Source organism: Mesorhizobium jarvisii, assembly GCF_003601985.1.
In the GTDB taxonomy this organism is placed as follows: domain Bacteria; phylum Pseudomonadota; class Alphaproteobacteria; order Rhizobiales; family Rhizobiaceae; genus Mesorhizobium; species Mesorhizobium jarvisii.
Genome location: NZ_QZXA01000001.1, coordinates 696,196 through 712,822, shown reverse-complemented (window position 1 = coordinate 712,822; position 16,627 = coordinate 696,196). Strand labels below are relative to the sequence as shown.

At 63.8% G+C, this 16,627-nt stretch carries 16 protein-coding genes and 1 pseudogene; 12 read left to right on the top strand and 5 right to left on the bottom strand.

Features of this window, described 5'->3' with window-relative positions:
* Window positions 1-187 precede the first annotated feature (187 nt).
* Window positions 188-424, top strand: a pseudogene (locus D3242_RS03385) (DNA-3-methyladenine glycosylase I); the annotation flags it as partial.
* An 81-nt stretch (window positions 425-505) separates the two neighbouring features.
* Here the strand turns inward: D3242_RS03385 and D3242_RS03380 are convergent.
* The gene (locus tag D3242_RS03380) at window positions 506-757 is read right to left on the bottom strand and encodes a hypothetical protein (RefSeq protein ID WP_064986453.1); all 252 of its coding nucleotides are present in this window, start codon (window positions 755-757) and stop codon (window positions 506-508) included.
* Between the two features lie 350 nt (window positions 758-1,107).
* Here D3242_RS03380 and hisS point away from each other — a divergent pair, with 350 nt between their 5' ends.
* The 5 genes from hisS to D3242_RS03355 all read left to right on the top strand — a co-directional run bounded on the left by hisS (window position 1,108) and on the right by D3242_RS03355 (window position 7,647).
* The gene (hisS, locus tag D3242_RS03375) at window positions 1,108-2,604 is read left to right on the top strand and encodes a histidine--tRNA ligase (protein WP_064986455.1); all 1,497 of its coding nucleotides are present in this window, start codon (window positions 1,108-1,110) and stop codon (window positions 2,602-2,604) included.
* A gap of 178 nt (window positions 2,605-2,782) precedes the next feature.
* Window positions 2,783-3,904: an ATP phosphoribosyltransferase regulatory subunit gene (locus tag D3242_RS03370; protein ID WP_038644909.1), complete on the top strand. Its 1,122-nt coding sequence runs from the start codon at window positions 2,783-2,785 to the stop codon at window positions 3,902-3,904.
* Window positions 3,901-4,599 (top strand): ATP phosphoribosyltransferase, encoded by a 699-nt coding sequence (hisG, locus tag D3242_RS03365; protein ID WP_038644911.1) that lies wholly within the window; start codon window positions 3,901-3,903, stop codon window positions 4,597-4,599. Before D3242_RS03370 ends, hisG begins: the two co-directional genes overlap by 4 nt.
* Before the next feature lie 102 nt (window positions 4,600-4,701).
* Window positions 4,702-6,474: an AMP-binding protein gene (locus tag D3242_RS03360; protein ID WP_038644913.1), complete on the top strand. Its 1,773-nt coding sequence runs from the start codon at window positions 4,702-4,704 to the stop codon at window positions 6,472-6,474.
* Window positions 6,475-6,543: 69 nt separating this feature from the next.
* On the top strand, window positions 6,544-7,647 hold the full coding sequence (locus D3242_RS03355; protein WP_064986457.1) for a calcium:cation antiporter: 1,104 nt from the start codon (window positions 6,544-6,546) through the stop codon (window positions 7,645-7,647).
* A gap of 47 nt (window positions 7,648-7,694) precedes the next feature.
* On the opposite strand, the gene D3242_RS03350 is transcribed toward D3242_RS03355, so the two are convergent.
* A complete protein-coding gene (locus D3242_RS03350; RefSeq protein ID WP_038644917.1) occupies window positions 7,695-8,603 on the bottom strand; it encodes a LysR family transcriptional regulator in 909 nt (302 codons plus the stop codon).
* Window positions 8,604-8,680: 77 nt separating this feature from the next.
* Here D3242_RS03350 and D3242_RS03345 point away from each other — a divergent pair, with 77 nt between their 5' ends.
* Both D3242_RS03345 and D3242_RS03340 read left to right on the top strand, forming a co-directional pair.
* Window positions 8,681-9,511 carry a class I SAM-dependent methyltransferase gene (locus D3242_RS03345; RefSeq protein WP_064986459.1) on the top strand — a complete coding sequence of 277 codons (831 nt, stop codon included), beginning with the start codon at window positions 8,681-8,683 and terminating at the stop codon, window positions 9,509-9,511.
* 12 nt (window positions 9,512-9,523) lie between these two features.
* The gene (locus tag D3242_RS03340; RefSeq protein WP_064986461.1) at window positions 9,524-10,048 is read left to right on the top strand and encodes a hypothetical protein; all 525 of its coding nucleotides are present in this window, start codon (window positions 9,524-9,526) and stop codon (window positions 10,046-10,048) included.
* A gap of 52 nt (window positions 10,049-10,100) precedes the next feature.
* On the opposite strand, the gene D3242_RS03335 is transcribed toward D3242_RS03340, so the two are convergent.
* Both D3242_RS03335 and D3242_RS03330 read right to left on the bottom strand, forming a co-directional pair.
* The gene (locus tag D3242_RS03335) at window positions 10,101-10,772 is read right to left on the bottom strand and encodes a TetR/AcrR family transcriptional regulator (RefSeq protein ID WP_019860008.1); all 672 of its coding nucleotides are present in this window, start codon (window positions 10,770-10,772) and stop codon (window positions 10,101-10,103) included.
* Between the two features lie 103 nt (window positions 10,773-10,875).
* Window positions 10,876-11,820 (bottom strand): nucleoside hydrolase, encoded by a 945-nt coding sequence (locus tag D3242_RS03330; RefSeq protein ID WP_064986462.1) that lies wholly within the window; start codon window positions 11,818-11,820, stop codon window positions 10,876-10,878.
* A 103-nt stretch (window positions 11,821-11,923) separates the two neighbouring features.
* Here D3242_RS03330 and D3242_RS03325 point away from each other — a divergent pair, with 103 nt between their 5' ends.
* Genes D3242_RS03325 through D3242_RS03310 form a run of 4 tightly spaced genes read left to right on the top strand, consistent with a single transcriptional unit; the run spans window position 11,924 to window position 15,627 of the window.
* Window positions 11,924-12,937, top strand: coding sequence for an isopenicillin N synthase family dioxygenase (locus tag D3242_RS03325; RefSeq protein WP_064986464.1), 1,014 nt, complete (start codon window positions 11,924-11,926; stop codon window positions 12,935-12,937).
* Window positions 12,938-12,968: 31 nt separating this feature from the next.
* Complete coding sequence (locus D3242_RS03320; protein ID WP_064986466.1) at window positions 12,969-13,826, top strand: ABC transporter substrate-binding protein; 858 nt, start codon at window positions 12,969-12,971, stop codon at window positions 13,824-13,826.
* Window positions 13,827-13,882: 56 nt separating this feature from the next.
* Entirely contained in the window at window positions 13,883-14,824 is a 942-nt protein-coding gene (locus D3242_RS03315; protein WP_019860004.1) for an amino acid ABC transporter permease, read from the top strand.
* A gap of 50 nt (window positions 14,825-14,874) precedes the next feature.
* On the top strand, window positions 14,875-15,627 hold the full coding sequence (locus tag D3242_RS03310) for an amino acid ABC transporter ATP-binding protein (protein ID WP_167470412.1): 753 nt from the start codon (window positions 14,875-14,877) through the stop codon (window positions 15,625-15,627).
* Window positions 15,628-15,645: 18 nt separating this feature from the next.
* Here the strand turns inward: D3242_RS03310 and D3242_RS03305 are convergent, their stop codons facing one another.
* The gene (locus D3242_RS03305) at window positions 15,646-16,554 is read right to left on the bottom strand and encodes a hydrogen peroxide-inducible genes activator (RefSeq protein WP_019860002.1); all 909 of its coding nucleotides are present in this window, start codon (window positions 16,552-16,554) and stop codon (window positions 15,646-15,648) included.
* Between the last annotated feature and the right edge of the window lie 73 nt (window positions 16,555-16,627).

Sequence of the window (16,627 nt, the reverse complement as noted above, 5' to 3'; positions counted from 1 at the left end):
CACCGGGTGGAAACGCTCCCCGGTCCAGCGATCATTGGCGCGCAAGCAGCAACCGAAACATGAATCGGAATGCGTAAAATGCGGCTTTGTCAGTAAACCTTTTGGTGTGGTTACCGCCGGGTTCAGGAATCTGGTAAAGCCACGGTAAAAGCAGCGCTAAAGCGCGTTAACGGATGGATTTTTCGCAATGAGCAATGAAAACACCGGCCTGCTCGCCGGACCCGACGGTGTCGTGCGCTGCTTCTGGCACGGCAACCTGCCCGACTATCTGCACTATCATGATCATGAATGGGGGCGGCCGGTGGCCGACGACCGCAGGCTGTTCGAAAAGATCTGCCTTGAAGGTTTTCAGTCGGGCCTGTCGTGGCTGACCATCCTGCGAAAGCGCGAGAATTTTCGCGAGGCCTTCGCCGGCTTCGATTTTTCTCCCCGTTCACGGGGAGAAGCCCAGTCGCCTGCTCAATCCCTCGATCAGAAAATATGGAACCCGACGAAGCGGGCGGTTTCAGGTGCCGTTGACGCTGGCAAGGAACAGTCCGGCGACGATTGCCACCACCGTGGCCACCGTCGGATAGATCACCAGCAGGCCGGTCACCAATGCATCGCGCAGGGAGGGGCCCTTGCCGGTGTCGGCGGGCACATTGAACGGCCCGGCAGCCTGGCCAACCAGTTTCGGCGCGTGGGTGCCGGCCGGGCGCAGCCGCCCAGGCAATTCGCCGGCATCGCTGTTGGCATGGAATTCCGCTGCGCTGGTCATGTTCCGAACCCCTTCGTGTCCTGCGCTGTATCGGCGCCGATTGTGTCGGCACGATGCCGTGCCCGTGGCGGATTGTTTCATTCTCGGTGCGTTTCTGTTTCAGTCATCTTTCCTTCTCCCCTTGTGGGAGAGGTGGATCGGCGCGCAGCGCCGAGACGGTTGAGGGGTGCGTGACGGAGTGAGGCGTTGGCATTCCCTGGAGCACCCTCATCCGACCTCGCTTCGCGAGGCCACCTTCTCCCGCAAGGGGAGAAGGGAGAGGCGCTAACCCTTGCCGCTCTCGGTAGCTTCGGCTAGGACACGCGCACTCGAAAATAAGTCATCCTTTACTTAGCAAAAAGACCCATCTCATGGCCGACAAATCGGAAAAGACGAAAGCGCGGCTGCCGCGCGGTTTTGCCGACCGCAGCGCTGAGGACATCCGCGCCGTCGAGAAGATGATGGCGACGATCCGCTCGGTCTATGAGCTCTATGGTTTCGAACCGGCCGACCAGCCGCTGATCGAATACACCGATGCGCTCGGAAAATTCCTGCCCGACCAGGACCGGCCGAACGAGGGCGTGTTCTCCTTCCAGGACGATGACGAGCAGTGGCTGTCGCTGCGCTACGATCTGACCGCGCCGACGGCGCGTTTCGTAGCCGAGAACTACGAGCGCCTGCCCAAGCCCTATCGCAGCTACCGCTCGGGCTGGGTGTTCCGCAACGAGAAGCCAGGCCCCGGCCGCTTCCGCCAGTTCATGCAATTCGACGCCGACACGATCGGCACGCCGGGCGTCGCCGCCGACGCCGAAATGGCGATGATGATGGCCGACGTCATGGAAGCGCTCGGCATCAAGCGTGGCGACTACGTCATCCGCGTCAACAACCGCAAGGTGCTTGACGGCGTGCTGGAGGCGATCGGCCTTGGCGGCGACGAGAATGCCGGACGCCGGCTGACCGTGCTGCGCGCCATCGACAAGCTGGACAAGCTCGGGCCGGAAGGCGTGAAGCTTCTGCTTGGCCCGGGGCGCTGGGATGGCGGCAAGGAAGGCGAAGGCGATTTCGCCAAGGGCGCGGGCTTGGACAACGGGCAAGCCGAGGCGGTTCTTCAAGCAACCGCGAGAAATGCGCAGGCCGGCCAGGATTCCGTGGTCAATTCCAACGCGACCTATCAGGAAGGCGTCGGCGAACTCGCGACGATCGAAGCCCTGGTCAGGGCGGCAGGATACGGCGAAGACCGCATCGCCATGGACCGCTCGGTGGTGCGCGGCCTGGAATATTACACCGGCCCGGTCTTCGAAGCCGAACTCCTGGCCGAAATCCCCAATGAGGACGGCCAGATCGTGCGCTTCGGCTCGGTCGGCGGCGGCGGGCGCTATGATGGCCTGGTCTCGCGCTTCCGCGGCGAGCCGGTGCCGGCGACCGGCTTTTCCATCGGCGTCTCCAGATTGATGACGGCGCTAAAGAACCTCGGCAAGCTCGACAGCGCCGATGTGATCGCGCCGGTCGTGGTCCTGGTCATGGACAAGGACACCGAAAGCCTCGGCCGCTACCAGAAGATGGTCAGCGAGTTGCGGGCCGCCGGCATTCGTTCCGAAATGTATCTCGGCGGCGCCGGCATGAAGGCGCAGCTGAAATATGCCGACAGGCGCGGTTGCCCGGTCGCTGTCATCCAGGGCGGCGACGAGCGCGCCAAGGGCGAACTGCAGATCAAGGACCTGATCGAAGGCGCGCGCATGTCCGCCGAAATCACCGACAACGCCGAATGGCGCGCCGCGCGCCCGGCGCAGGTGACGGTTGCGGAAAGTGAGTTGGTCGCAGAGGTGAAGAAGATCCTGGCGGCGCAGGCCGAGGAACGGGCGAAATGATGAGCGCCGCGCTGTTCTTCCCTTCCCCCCTTGTGGGAGAAGGTGGATCGGCGCGCAGCGCCGAGACGGTTGAGGGGTGCTCCAGGGAATGCCAGCGTCTCACTTCGCTGGAACACCCCTCATCCGTCGCCTTCGGCGACACCTTCTCCCACAAGGGGAGAAGGGAAGGGCGCGCCACATGACCTCCCGCTTCCCCGCCATCGCGGCCGACATCACCAGCCTCTTCGCCACGCGCAACACGCACGCGGTCGAGGTCGCCATCCTGCAGCCGGCGGACCCGTTCCTCGACATGGCCGGCGAGGATCTGCGCCGCCGCATCTTCCTCACCGAAAGCGAGACCGGGCAGACATTGTGCCTGCGGCCGGAATTCACCATTCCGGTCTGCCTCGACCATATAAGCTCGCAGGCCGGCACGCCGCGCCGCTATTCCTATCTCGGCGAAGTGTTTCGCCAGCGCCGCGAAGGCGGCAACGAGTTCTTCCAGGCCGGCATCGAGGACCTTGGCGACCGCGACACCGCTGAGGCCGACGCCCGCTCCGTGGCCGACGCGCATGCGCTGCTGTCGCTGGTGCTGCCCGGCCGGTCGCTGGCGGTCACGCTGGGCGACCAGGGCATCTTCGAAGCGGTGCTGGCCGCACTCGGCCTGCCGCGCGGCTGGCGCATGCGGCTGGCCCGAGCCTTCGGCTCGGCGCCGATGCTGCAGGCGGCACTTGCCGACCTCGCCAACCCGCCGCGCAACGGCCAGCTCTCCGGCGAGGTCGCCGCCCTTGTCCTCGACGGGGATCTCGAAAGTCTTTCCACGCACATTGCCGGCGGCATGGAGGAGGCAGGCCTGTCGGCATCGGCCGGACGCGCGCCCACAGACATTGCGCGGCGATTGATCGAGAAGGCCGAATTGCGCAGTGTGCGGCTGTCGAACGAAGCCTTCGCGGCATTTAAGAATTTTCTGGCGATCGACGTGCCGCTCGATGGTGCGGCTGAGGCGCTGGAAACCTTTGCTGCCGGTGCCGGGCTGTCGCTGGGTGCCGCGCTGGAGAAATTCGCTGCCCGTGCCAAGGCGATCGAGGCGCATGGCTTGCCGGCGGAAAAAATCCGCTACGATGCCGCCTTCGGCCGTCCGCTCGACTATTACACCGGTGTGGTCTTCGAAATCGCGGCGCAAGGCGGCGAGCGTCCCCTGGCCGGTGGCGGCCGCTACGATCGGTTGCTGACGCTGCTTGGCGCCAAGACGGCGATCCCCGGCGTCGGCTTTTCCGTCTGGGTCGACCGCATCGAGGCGTTGCGGGAGACGGCACCATGATCACGCTGGCGATCCCATCGAAAGGCCGGCTCAAGGAACAGGCGCTGGAAGTGCTGGCCAAGGCCGGCCTCGCCATCAGCCTGCCCGGCGACGAGCGCAAATATCATGCCCGTGTCGAGGGCCTGGACAATGTCGAGATCGCTTTCCTGTCGGCTTCCGAGATTGCAGGCGAAATCGGCCAGGGTGCGGTCGATCTCGGCATCACCGGCGAGGATCTGGTGCGCGAAAATCTCGCCGACTGGGAAGCCCGCGCCGAGATCGTCGCCCGTCTCGGCTTCGGCCATGCCGATGTCGTGGTGGCGGTGCCCGAAATCTGGCTCGATGTCGACACCATGGCCGATCTCGACGACGTCGCCGCCGATTTCCGCCAGCGCCACGGCCGGCGGCTGCGCATCGCCACCAAATATTGGCGGCTGACGCAGCAGTTCTTTTCGCAAAAACACGGCATCCAGGTCTATCGCATCGTCGAGAGCCTGGGTGCCACCGAAGGCGCGCCGGCGGCTGGGTTGGCCGACGTCATCGTCGACATCACCACCACCGGCTCGACGCTGCGCGCCAACCATCTCAAGGTGCTGGGCGACGGCGTGGTCTTGAAGTCGCAGGCCTGTCTGGTGGCATCGCGCAAATCGCGTTCGGCGGCTGACGAGGCGGTCTTGCGCGACATCGCTACGAAGATGGCGGTGGCGGTCGGATAGCCATCCCGTCCGTCCGAGGGACCAGAACTCCACGACCATCGACAGGATTTCCACTGCCCCGCCGGGCTGATAGACTCGGCGCGGCCTGGGGAGGAAACAGCGATGCCGGTCAATCTCGACGAGCTGAAGAACGCCACCAATCTGCGCGGCCGCGCTGCGCGCGCCGGCAGCGTCTTTATCGCACCCATCGATGGCAGGGCGCATGTCTCGGGCGAGCGCAAGGTGCCGCTGCTCGACAAGACCATTCCGGCGCTTTTCTCCGACACCGCAAGCAAATACGCCACGCAAGATGCCGCCGTCTTCGTCGGCCAGGACAAGCGCTTCACCTGGAGCGAACTGTCCGACACGGTGGATGCGCTCGCCGCCGGCTTCCTGGCGCTGGGTCTCGAGAAAGGCGACCGCGTCGGCATCTGGTCGCCCAACCGCTGGGAATGGCTGGTGACGCAGTTCGCCACCGCCCGCATCGGCCTGATCCTGGTCAACATCAACCCGGCCTACCGGCTGACCGAGCTGGAATATGCGCTGAACAAGGTCGGCTGCAAGGCTTTGGTCACGGCCGCCAGTTTCAAGACCTCGGACTATCTCGGCATGATCGAGACGCTGGCGCCGGAGATCGCCAAGGCCACGCCAGGCAAGCTGAAGGCGCAAAAACTGCCGGCCCTGAAGATCGTCATCCGCATGGGCGAGGACAATTCGCCGGGCATGTTCAATTTTGCCGACGTGCTGGCCATGGCCGGCCGCGACGAGCATGATAGTCTTGACCGCATTTCCGAGGGGCTGAAGCCGAATGATGCCATCAACATCCAGTTCACCTCGGGCACGACGGGCGCGCCCAAGGGCGCGACGCTGACCCACCACAACATCGTCAACAACGGCAATTTCGTGACCTCGGCGATCAAGCTCACCGTCGACGACCGGCTCTGCATCCCGGTGCCGCTCTATCACTGCTTCGGCATGTCGATGGGCACGATGGGCTGCGTCACCAAGGGTGCGACCATGGTGTTTCCGGGTGAGGGTTTCGATCCGTGCGCCACACTGAAGGCCGTGGCGCAGGAGCGCTGCACCGGCCTCTATGGCGTGCCGACCATGTTCGTCGGCATGCTCGACCATGCGGATTTCGCGACCTTCGACCTCTCCAGCCTGCGCACCGGCATCATGGCCGGCTCGCCATGCCCGATCGAGGTGATGAAGAAGGTGGTGTCGCTGATGCATATGTCCGAGGTGACCATCGCCTACGGCATGACCGAGACCAGCCCGGTCTCCTTCCAGAGCGGCGTCGACGACCCTCTGGAAAAGCGCGTCTCCACCGTCGGGCGCATCCACCCTCATGTCGAGGTCAAGGCCATCGACGCCGACGGCTCCACCGTCGCGGTCGGCGCGCCGGGCGAGCTCTGCACACGCGGCTATTCCGTGATGAAGGGCTATTGGGACGACGCCGAAAAGACCCGCGAGGCGATCGACGCCGATGGCTGGATGCACACCGGCGACCTCGCCACCATCGACGCCGAGGGCTATTGCAACATCGTCGGCCGGGTCAAGGACATGGTGATCCGCGGCGGCGAGAACGTCTATCCCAGAGAGGTCGAGGAATTCCTCTACCGCCATCCCAAGGTCAGGGAGGTGCAGGTGTTCGGTATTCCCGACCAGAAATATGGCGAGGAGCTGTGCGCCTGGATCGTGCTCAAGCCCGGCCAGATCGCCACCGAGCAGGAGATCAAAACCTTTTGTGCGGGCCAGATCGCACACTACAAGATCCCGCGCCACATCCGCTTCCGCACCGAATTGCCGATGACGGTGACCGGCAAGCCGCAGAAGTTCCTGATGCGTCAGGCGATGGTCGAGGAATTGGGGCTGGTGGCGCAGAAGACGGCGTGAACGGGTGAACGCTTCGATCTGTCGGTGCGCGAATGCAGCCAAGGTTCGCAGAAGCGCACAGGGGCTTGGATGAGCGGTTTCGGACGATCGGCGATTTCCTACGCGATGCCCCTCGCTGCGCTAGCGATGGCTGTCGCGGTCAGAGCCAGCGGGCTGTCCGTGGACGAGGGTTTGCTGAACGCCAGGATCCTTGTCGGTGCGCTGTCGAGTGCGATCATGTTCGTCACCATTTTCGTGGTGCTCGACCACGCCGAGGCGGTAGCTCGGCGGGTAGGGGAGCCGTACGGCACGCTGGTGCTGACGTTTGCCGTCACGGCAATTGAAGTGTCGATCATCGTTTCCATGATGCTGCATGGAGAGAACAACCCGACGCTGGCACGGGAGTCCGTCTTCTCGACGGTGATGATCGCATCCACCGGCGTCGTCGGCATGTGTCTCGCGTTTGGCGGCTGGCGTCATCGCAAGCAGGCCATCGTGCGGCAGGGGACCAGTGCCTATCTGGCGGTTCTGATCGCGCTGACCGTCATGACGCTTATTCTGCCGACCTACACCCAGACCACGGATCCCGGCACGTTTTCCGCAGCCCAACTTGGTTTCGTCAGCGTCCTTTCAGTGCTGCTCTATGCAAGCTTCGTGTTCGCGCAGACGGTCCGGCACCGGGAAGACTTTATCCAAGGACAACCACACGACATTTCGGTGCGCGCTGCCCCTCACGAGAACATCTCTTCCAGCGCTCTGCTGCTGATGGCCGGGCTGATCGGAATTGTCATGCTCGCCGAGCAGGTCGCGGCAAGCGTCGAAGATACGCTCGTTGCCTACCAGGTGACCCAGGCTGACAGCATTGTCGGAGCAATGATCGCGGGGCTGGTGTTGATGCCGGAGGCCATTTCGGCGGTGCGCGCTTCACTCAACAACGAGCTGCAGCGCGGCTTGAATGTCGCGATGGGCTCGGCTTGCGCCACGATCGGCCTGACCATACCGGCAGTCGCAGCCGCCAGCCTGCTGACGGGGAGAGGACTGACCCTGGGGCTGCCGGCTGCTGATGCGGTCCTTTTGGTCCTGGCGCTTTTCATATGCAATGTAAGTTTCAGCACGGAAAGAACGACGTTCTTGACCGGAATGGTCCATCTTGTCGTATTTTTTACCTATATATTTCTGATATTTATACCATGAGAGCTTTGGTGCAAGTGAGCGATCAGGCTCCGACATCCTTCGCTGCCTCAGACCGAGGATTTGAGGTGATCGATGAAGGCGCGCAGCTTCGGCAGGATCTGGCGCTTGCCGGGATGATAGAGGAAGACGCCCGGCGTCGTCGCCGCGATGGTGTCCAGCACAGGCTCGAGTTTTCCCTGTTCTATCGGACCTTCGGCGACCGGTCGCGGGATCTGCGCCAGCCCAATCCCTCGCATCGCGGCGCCGAGCAATGTCGGATAGTCGTGGGCGATCAGCGGACCTGAGACCATCGCCTCGATCGCTTCGTTGCCGTCGACGAATGTCCACGGCGCGATGGCGCCGTTGGAACGGCGCAGGCGCAGGCAGGCATGCCGGCGCAAATCGTCGATACGCTCAGGGCGGCCCTGGCGATCGAGATAGTCGGGACTGCCGACGACGACGAACCGGAAGGACGGGGTCAGCCGCACCGCCACCATGTCGGTGGCAATGAACTGGCCGAGGCGGATGCCGGCATCGAACCCGCCTGTCGCCAGATCGACCATCTCGTCGCTCGCGGCGATCTCCAATTCGACTTCGGGATAGGCCTGGCAGAACGACGCGATCACCGGCTCAAGGATCAACGGCACGACGGCGCGCGGCACCGACAGGCGCAGCAGGCCGGTCGGTCGTTGGCCGACATCACGCGCGGCCTCGCCTGCGGCGACGATCTCCTCGAAGCCAGGGCCGGCACGGTCGAGGAAGCGCTGACCGGCCTCGGTCAGACCGACACTGCGCGTCGTGCGGACAAACAGCGCCGCACCAAGCCGCGCTTCGAGCACGCGCACCGCCTGGCTCACAGCCGATGGCGTCACCCCGAGATCGGCGGCGGCGCGGCGGAAGTTGCGGTGTCTGGCGACAGCCAGGAACACCTCGACGCCCTCCAGCGCCCCGTGCCGGATTGTGTAGTTCTGCTTCATGGGTTGTTGTAATTACAGCGGATAGTCGAACGATGGAAGCGGGTTTAGGTAAGAGCTTGAGACAGGAGCATCTTGCCATGACCGATGAACTTGATGGAGTGCGCGACCACTATCGCGCGACCGGCCTGACTGAACGGTTGAGGGCGGTATTGGCTGCTCTTGGCCCTGAGGATCAGCTTCTCACGCCGCAGCAACTGGGCACCCTCGACCAGTTTCACACCCGTGGGCTTGCCGCCACCGCCGAGCTTGCCCAATTGGCTGACATCATCGCTGGCATGTCGGTTCTGGACGTCGGCTCGGGCGTCGGCGGGCCGGCGCGCTTCCTGGCTGCGACTTATGACTGCCGGGTTACCGGCGTGGACCTCAGCGAGCCATTCGTGGATGCCGCGCGCTACCTGACCGAGCGCACGGGGCAGGGCGAGCGGCTGTCTTTCCAGACCGCCAACGCCCTGGAGCTTCCGTTCGATGACGGCTGTTTCGACATCGTGCTGCTGCAGCATGTAGCAATGAACATCTTCGACCGGGGGCGGCTCTATCGTGAGATTCGGCGCGTGCTGAAATCAGGCGGCAGGTTTGCCACCTTCGATGTCGTGTTAGGCGGCGGGCAGCCGGACTATCCGCTTCCCTGGGCGCGAACACCGGCGACGAGCTTCCTCATGACAATCGATGCGACGCGTGAGGCGATCGAGCCGGTCGGCTTCCGTATGCTGGCATGGCAAGACGACACCGAGGCCGCCAAGGCCTGGTTCGCGCAACTACGGGCGTCGGGTCCGCCGCCTTCGCCAAATCTCGGCGTGGTGATGGGGCCGGACTTCGCCGAGCTTGCAGCCAATCTGGGACGAAACCTCATGGAAGGCCGGCTCGGCATCCTGACCGCGGTGTTCGAGGCCGCGTCGACCAACAGCTGACGGGAGACCACAATGTCGACGGAAGTCCTTTTTCAGATCCAGCTCGTTCTCGGCTATGTTGTATGGCTGCTGTGCTTCGGTGTGTACATCTGGCCCTGGCTGAGCTCGATGGACGGGGTCGCAGCGCAACGCGCCATTGCCACCCTGCACAGTTTCCGTTTCTTCGGGCTCGTCTTCATCCTTCCGGGCGTCGTCAGCCCCGACCTGCCCGCAAGCTTCGCTACCTTCGCCGCCTACGGCGACTTCGCAACCGGGGTGCTGGCCATGCTGGCACTGTCTGCCGTGAGGGTACGCCCGCTTTTCTGGTTATTCGTCGTTGCCTTCAATGTCGTCGGGACCATCGACCTCATCGTCGATTATTACCAAGCGATCCAGGCCGGTCTTCCCGCCCATGCGGGATTGTTGGGTGCGACCTATGCGATCCCGGTCATCTACGTGCCGCTGCTGATGATCACGCACGTCGCCGCGTTCTATTTTCTGCTACGTCCCCAGCAGAACGCGACTCGCGCCATGGCAGGTGATGCGGCTGCTTCCTAGATGATTGGCAGGTCGCTGGACGCACCGCAGCCCGCTATCGCTGGCACGCCCTTTAACGCCGTCCGCTCTGAATCTCCGACGGCCGTGGCGCCGAGCCCGGTTCCTGCACGAGCGGTCCAAGCAGCACCTCTCCGAACAGCGGCTGGTAGCTCCTGCGCACCGCCGGATCCTCCTTGAAGGACAGCGCATACTGGCCGATCTGGTGGAAATAGGTGATGCGCGCCCGGACCAGGCTTTCGTCCTCCGGATAGCCCATGGCGCGGAAGGAGCGGATCAACAGCGCGATGCGCAGATCGTCCATGTCCTTGACCTCCTGCGCCAGCTTCTTCGACGTTCGCGACCAGTCGCGCACGGCCAGATCAAGCAGCGGGCTGAAAGGCGCCTCATCGACCCAGACATGCACGATGTCGGTGAAGAATTGCAGGCCGTCTATGTCGTGCACGTCGCGCATGGCCCAGAACGGCGCGCAATTGGTGTTTCGCCATTCCTGCAGCAGGCCGTCGCGAAGGTCGGCCAGGCTGGCGAAGTGGAAGTAGAAACTGCCGCGTGTCACCTTGAACTGGTGCGCCAGGCGGTCGATCTTGACCTCACCGATGCCGCGCTTCTCCAGCACCTTGCGCGCAGCCGTGATCCAGGCCTCGCGGCTGAGCGTCTGCCGCGCCGGCTTCGCAGGCGGGGCGGCCTTCGGTCTTTTGGCCCGGGCCGGGGCAGGGTCCGCTTTCATCTGATCAAGACCTTCATCGCCATATGCGACGCCTGCAACCCGTTCGCCGGCTTCGATGCGCTTCGCGACTCATCAAGTGTCCATCTATCGCGGAAGGCGCAGCTCAGGGCAATGCGCTGATCCGCTCCAGCATGAGTTCGAAGAATGGCGCCGGATCGATGCGCCGCAGGACGTTGCAGTTCTTCCGCCGGCCGGTCACATGCCACCAGTCGACCACGGTCATGCCGATCGTCTCCGGCGAGACGATGTCGACCGTCACCGCGCATTGGCGCTGCTCATAGATTTGCGGCGCCAGCAGATAGCCGGTGACGCAGGCATCATGGATGGGGCGCGCCGGCGTTTCGAATTTGTGCGTGCCGTATTGGCGGTAGAAGTCGGCCAGATTGGCGGCCTCGATCGCCGCCCGGCTGCCGGTTGCCCGCAGTCGGTCGAGCCATTCCGGCGTCATCAGCGCGGTGTAGGTGCAGTCTATGCCTGCCATGGTCACAGGCACGCCGCTGTCGAATACCTTATGCGCGGCATGCGGATCGACGAAGATGTTGAATTCCGCCGCAGGCGTGGCGTTGCCGCCCTGGAAGAAGCCGCCGCCCATCAGCACGACTTCGCGCAGCCGGGGCACGATCCTCGGCTCCATGGTCATGGCCGTTGCGAGATTGGTCATCGGCCCGAGCGTGCAGACGGTCAACTCGCCCTCCGGCGAGTCCATGATGGTGCGCACGAGATAATTAACCGCGTGTTCGCTCTGCAGTGGCGTCACCGGTTCGGGAAGATCGGCGCCGTCGAGGCCGGTTTCGCCGTGAACATATTCGGCGGTGATCAGCTTGCGCACCATCGGCGCCGGGCATCCGGCATGCACCGGCACATCAGGCCGCCCGGCAAGCTCCACCACCTTCAGTGCGTTCTTCGACGTCAGGGCAAGCGGCACGTTGCCGCCGACCGTGGTGATGCCGACCACGTCGAGCTCGGCCGGCGACCCCAGCGCGAAGAGGATGGCGAAGGCGTCGTCCTGGCCCGGATCGGTGTCGATGATGATCTTGCGTGGTGCCATGTTTCAGCGCTCTTCCTTTCGCGATCGAAAGCCTATTGATGAGGCCGTTCGGATGTGTAGAAATACAGTACTGTATCTTATGTTCAAGACAGGGTGTTCGAAAATGGATGCACAAGAGCGCGGCGATTTTTCCGAAATTCCGATCCTCGACGTTTCGGCGCTCTATGGCGACGATGAGGGCGCCATCCGGGCAACGGCGGCGACGCTGCGCCGCTATCTCGAGACGATCGGTTTCCTCTATGTAACCGGGCACCCCATTCCGCGCGCCGATGTCGAAGCCGTGCGCGAAGCCAGCAAGCGCTTCTTTGCCTTGCCCGAGGAGGAAAAGGCGAAGCTGAAGATCGATAGGAATTTCCGCGGCTATCTGCCCTTTGCCGGTTCGACCATCGTCACCTCGTCGGTGGCAACCGTCAGCAAGCCCAACCAGAGCGAATCGATCTTCTTCATGCACGAGGTCGGCGCCGACGATCCAAGGGCCCTGGCCGAAAAGCCGCTGCAAGGCCCCAACCAATGGCCCGACGAAACAGCGCTTGCCGGTTTCAGGGAGACGATAGAGCGCTATGTCGAGGAGATGGGAACGCTCGCGCGCAAGATGGTCCGCGCCATCGCGCTCTCGCTCGGACTGCCCTCCGACAGTCTCGACCGCCATTTCGAGCAGCCGACCACCTTCCTGCGGCTGCTGCACTATCCGACCCAGCCCCAGGAAGAAGGCCTCTTCGGCTCGGCGCCGCACACCGACTATGGCTTCATCACCTTGTTGGCGCAGGACAATGTCGGCGGCCTTGAGGTGAAGAACAAGGCCGGCGACTGGGTTCCGGCACCTCCCGTCCCGGATTCCTTCGTGATGAATGTCGGCGACATACTGGCGCGCTGGTCGAACGACCAGTTCGTCTCGACGCCGCACCGGGTCATCAACCGGTCGGGACGCGAGCGCTATTCGCAGCCCTTCTTCTTCGATCCATCCATGGACGAGACGATCGAGGCGCTGTCGGTCTGCGTGCCGGCCGGCACGCAGCCGAAATACGGGCCGGTGCTCTACGGCGACTATCTGATGGAGCGCATCGACAAGAACTACCACTATCGCAAGAAGAAGGCGGCGGAAGCCGCCGGCGCATAACGGCAAACAAGCAAGAGAAAGGGGAACAGCAATGAATGCATATCTGCGAATGACCGGCCTTGCGCTGGCGATATCCACCGTGGCCTGGGGCGGGGTTTCCCGGGCCGCCGAGGTTGCGAAATCCACCGAGGTCAAGCAGAGCGGAACGCTCGCCGTCGCCAACACGCTGGACTATGCTCCGTTCGAATATCTCGATGCCGACGGCAAGCAGACCGGCATCATCATCGAGCTGGCCGGCGAGGTGGCCAAGCTCGTCGACGCCAAGCTCGACGTGCAGCGCACGCCCTTTCCCTCGATGATCCCAGGCCTTGCGGCCGGCCGTTTCAAGATCGCCTGGGAGACGTTCTCGGCGACGCCGGAGCGGCTGAAGCAGGTCGATTTCGTCATGTTCCTCAAGGCCGGCCTCGCCGTCTCGACATCGCCCGACAAGAAGGCGAGCTTCAGCGGCGACACCCCGCTTTGCGGCAAGCGCATCGGCGTTTCGGCCGGCAGCGCCTCGGACTTCCTGGTCGACAAGCTGAGCAAGGAATGCACGGACAAGGGCCAGGCGGCCATCGAGAAGTCGGTCTTCAACTCCTCGACCGATATCGTCCAGGCCGTGCTGTCGGATCGCGTCGACGCTCGCATGGACGATGCGACCGCTTCGAGCTATTTCGAGGTGACGAGCAAGGGCCAGCTGGTGGTGCTGCCGACGCTTTACGACGTCGCGCCGCTCGGCATGGCGATTGCCAAGGACGACAAGGAGACCGCCGACATGATGGTGGCAGCACTAGCCGAACTGTTCAAGAACGGCACCTACAAGGCTATCCTCGGCAGATACGGCATGGGCGCCTACGCGATCAAGGAACCCTATTTCGTCGGCACCATGGACGCGCTTCGCGCCGAATAGGAATTACCCGGCGCCTGATCCTGGTCAGGCGCCGGCCAGCAACCAGGAGACCATTGATGGGCGTGGCCCACCCGACCGAGATCGGCGTCGAGCCCGGCGTTGCCGCCGCCGTGTCACGACTGACCGTCGTGCCGCAGCGCCGCTATGGCATCTGGGTCGGCACGGCGTTCGCCTTGCTGCTGGCCTTCCTGATTATCCGCGCTTTCGCCAGCAACCCGGCCTTCGCCTGGGGCACGGCCGCCGGCTACCTGTTCCATCCCTCGATCATGCGCGGCCTTGGCAACACGCTGGTGCTCACCGTCATCATCATGGCGCTGGCGATCGTGGTCGGCACCGTCATCGCCATCATGCGGGTGTCGCCAAGTCCGGTGCTGCGCGCCTTCGCGGGCGTCTATGTCTGGTTCTTCCGGGGTGTCCCGGCGCTGATCCAGCTGATCTTCTGGTTCAACCTGTCGCTGCTGGTGCGAGAAATCTCGCTCACTCTGCCTTTCCTGGGCACGCTGTTTTCCGTGCGCACCAATGATTTCATGACCCCGTTCTTCTCCGCCGTCGTGGCGCTTTCGCTGTGCGAGGCCGGCTATATGGCCGAGATCATCCGCGCCGGCATCAAGTCGGTGCCGACGGGCCAGGCGGAAGCCGCGAGCGCGCTCGGCATGCCCTACAGGATGATCCTGAAGCGCATCACCCTGCCGCAAGCCATGCGCTTCGTGCTGCCGCCGACCGGCAACGAGGCGATCAATCTCCTGAAGATGACCTCGCTGGTGACCTTCATTGCGGTCGACGATCTGTTCTACACTGCGCAAAGCATCTATGCCCGCACCTTCGAGACGATCCCGCTCTTGATCGTGGTCGCCTTCTGGTACCTCGCCGTGGTCAGCATCCTGTCGGTGGGGCAGCATTTCCTGGAGCGCCATTTCGGCCGCAGCGACACGCGCCGTGAACCTCTGACGATGCGCGCCTTGCGCAATCTGGTCAGCCTGCGCGGCATTGCCCGATGAGCGATGTGAAGTCCGATAATCGCGCTCGCTTCGGCGTGCCTGCCGATTCCATGGTGTTCGCGCGGGGCGTGCGCAAAACCTATGGCTCGCTCGAGGTCCTCAAGGGTGTCGACTTCGACGTGCCCGAGGGCTCGGTGGCCTGCATCATCGGCCCGTCGGGATCTGGCAAGAGCACGTTCCTGCGCTGCATCAACCATCTGGAAAAACTCAGCGGCGGCATCCTGTTGGTGGACAGCCAGTTCGTCGGCTACGACCTCCAGGGCGACAGGCTCTACGAGGTCAAGGACGATCTCCTGTGCCAGCGCCGGGCCGAGATCGGCATGCTGTTCCAGTCGTTCAATCTGTTCTCGCATATGACGGTGATGGAGAACCTGATCGAGGCGCCGACGCAGGTGCGGCGCATCCCGGTCGACCAGGCCAAGGCCGAGGCGGAAGTCCTGCTAAGGCGCGTCGGCCTTGTCGACAAGGTCGACCGCTATCCGCGCGAACTGTCCGGCGGCCAGCAGCAGCGTGTGGCGATTGCGCGCGCCATGGCGATGAAGCCGAAGGTGCTGCTGTTCGACGAGCCGACATCGGCACTCGACCCGGAACTGGTCGGCGAGGTGCTGCAGGTGATGCGCGATCTGGCCGAGAGCGGCATGACGATGGTCGTCGTCACCCACGAGATCGGCTTTGCCCGCGAGATCGGCGATCAGCTCGTCTTCATGGATGGTGGTGTGATCGTCGAACGTGGCGCGCCGCGCGAGATGATCGCCAACCCGAAATCGCCGCGCACCCGCGAGTTTCTGTCCCGCGTTCTGTGACGTCCGGTTGATCATTTCTCACGCGGCCAACACCGCCGCGCCGAGGCTGCGGATGATCTTGGCGAGTTCGACGCATTCGCCATGTCTTGCATTGTTGCGCCGCCAGGCGAGGCAGATCATGCGCTGCGGCATCGGTTCCTGGAACGGCACGATCTTGAGGTCGGGGATGGTGCCGGCGGGGCCGGTCGCCATTTCCGGGATCAGCGTGACACCGAGCCCGTGCGCCACCATTTGCAACAGCGTGGTCAGGCTGGTGGCGCCGTAGCTGGCCATCGCCACCGGCCGCACATTGCCGCAGACCGCGAGCGCCTGTTCGCGCAGGCAATGGCCCTCTTCCAGCAGCATGAGCCTTTCCAGCGCCGGGCTTTCGGGCGGAACCGGCGGCGAGGCGAAGGCCGGGTCGCCAGCCGGGACGGCAAGGAAGAACCGGTCCGAAAACAGCGCCTCGGTGATCAGGCCCGGATGATCGAGTGGAAGCGCTGCGATAAAGGCGTCGAGCTTGCGCGATGCGATGTCATCGACCAGCGTGGCGGTGACCGCCTCGCGCAATTCGAGCAGCAGGGCCGGAAAATGCTTTTTCAGTTCGGGCAAAGCGCGCGGCAGGAGATAGGGCGCGACCGTCGGGATGATGCCCAGCCGGAAGCGTCCCTCCATGGCGGTGCGGCCGCGCCTTGCCGTCGTTTCGACATCGCGTATGTCGGCCAGGATGCGTTCGATGCGCGGCAAAAGCGCGATCGCTTCGTCGGTCATGCGCACCGACTTGCCGCCGCGTTCGAACAGCCGGCAGTTCAGCCTCTGCTCCATCTCCGCGATCTGCGAGGACAGCGCCGGCTGGCTGACACCGGCGAGTTTTGCCGCGCGTCCGAAATGCAGCGTCTGCGCCAGCGCGTCGAAATAATGCATCTGGCGAACTGTCAATCCGATCATAGGAAAATCCTATCGAAATGAACAGGAAAGGCAATTTGTTTTTATCGCCAATGCGGCCTAGTCTGGAATCATT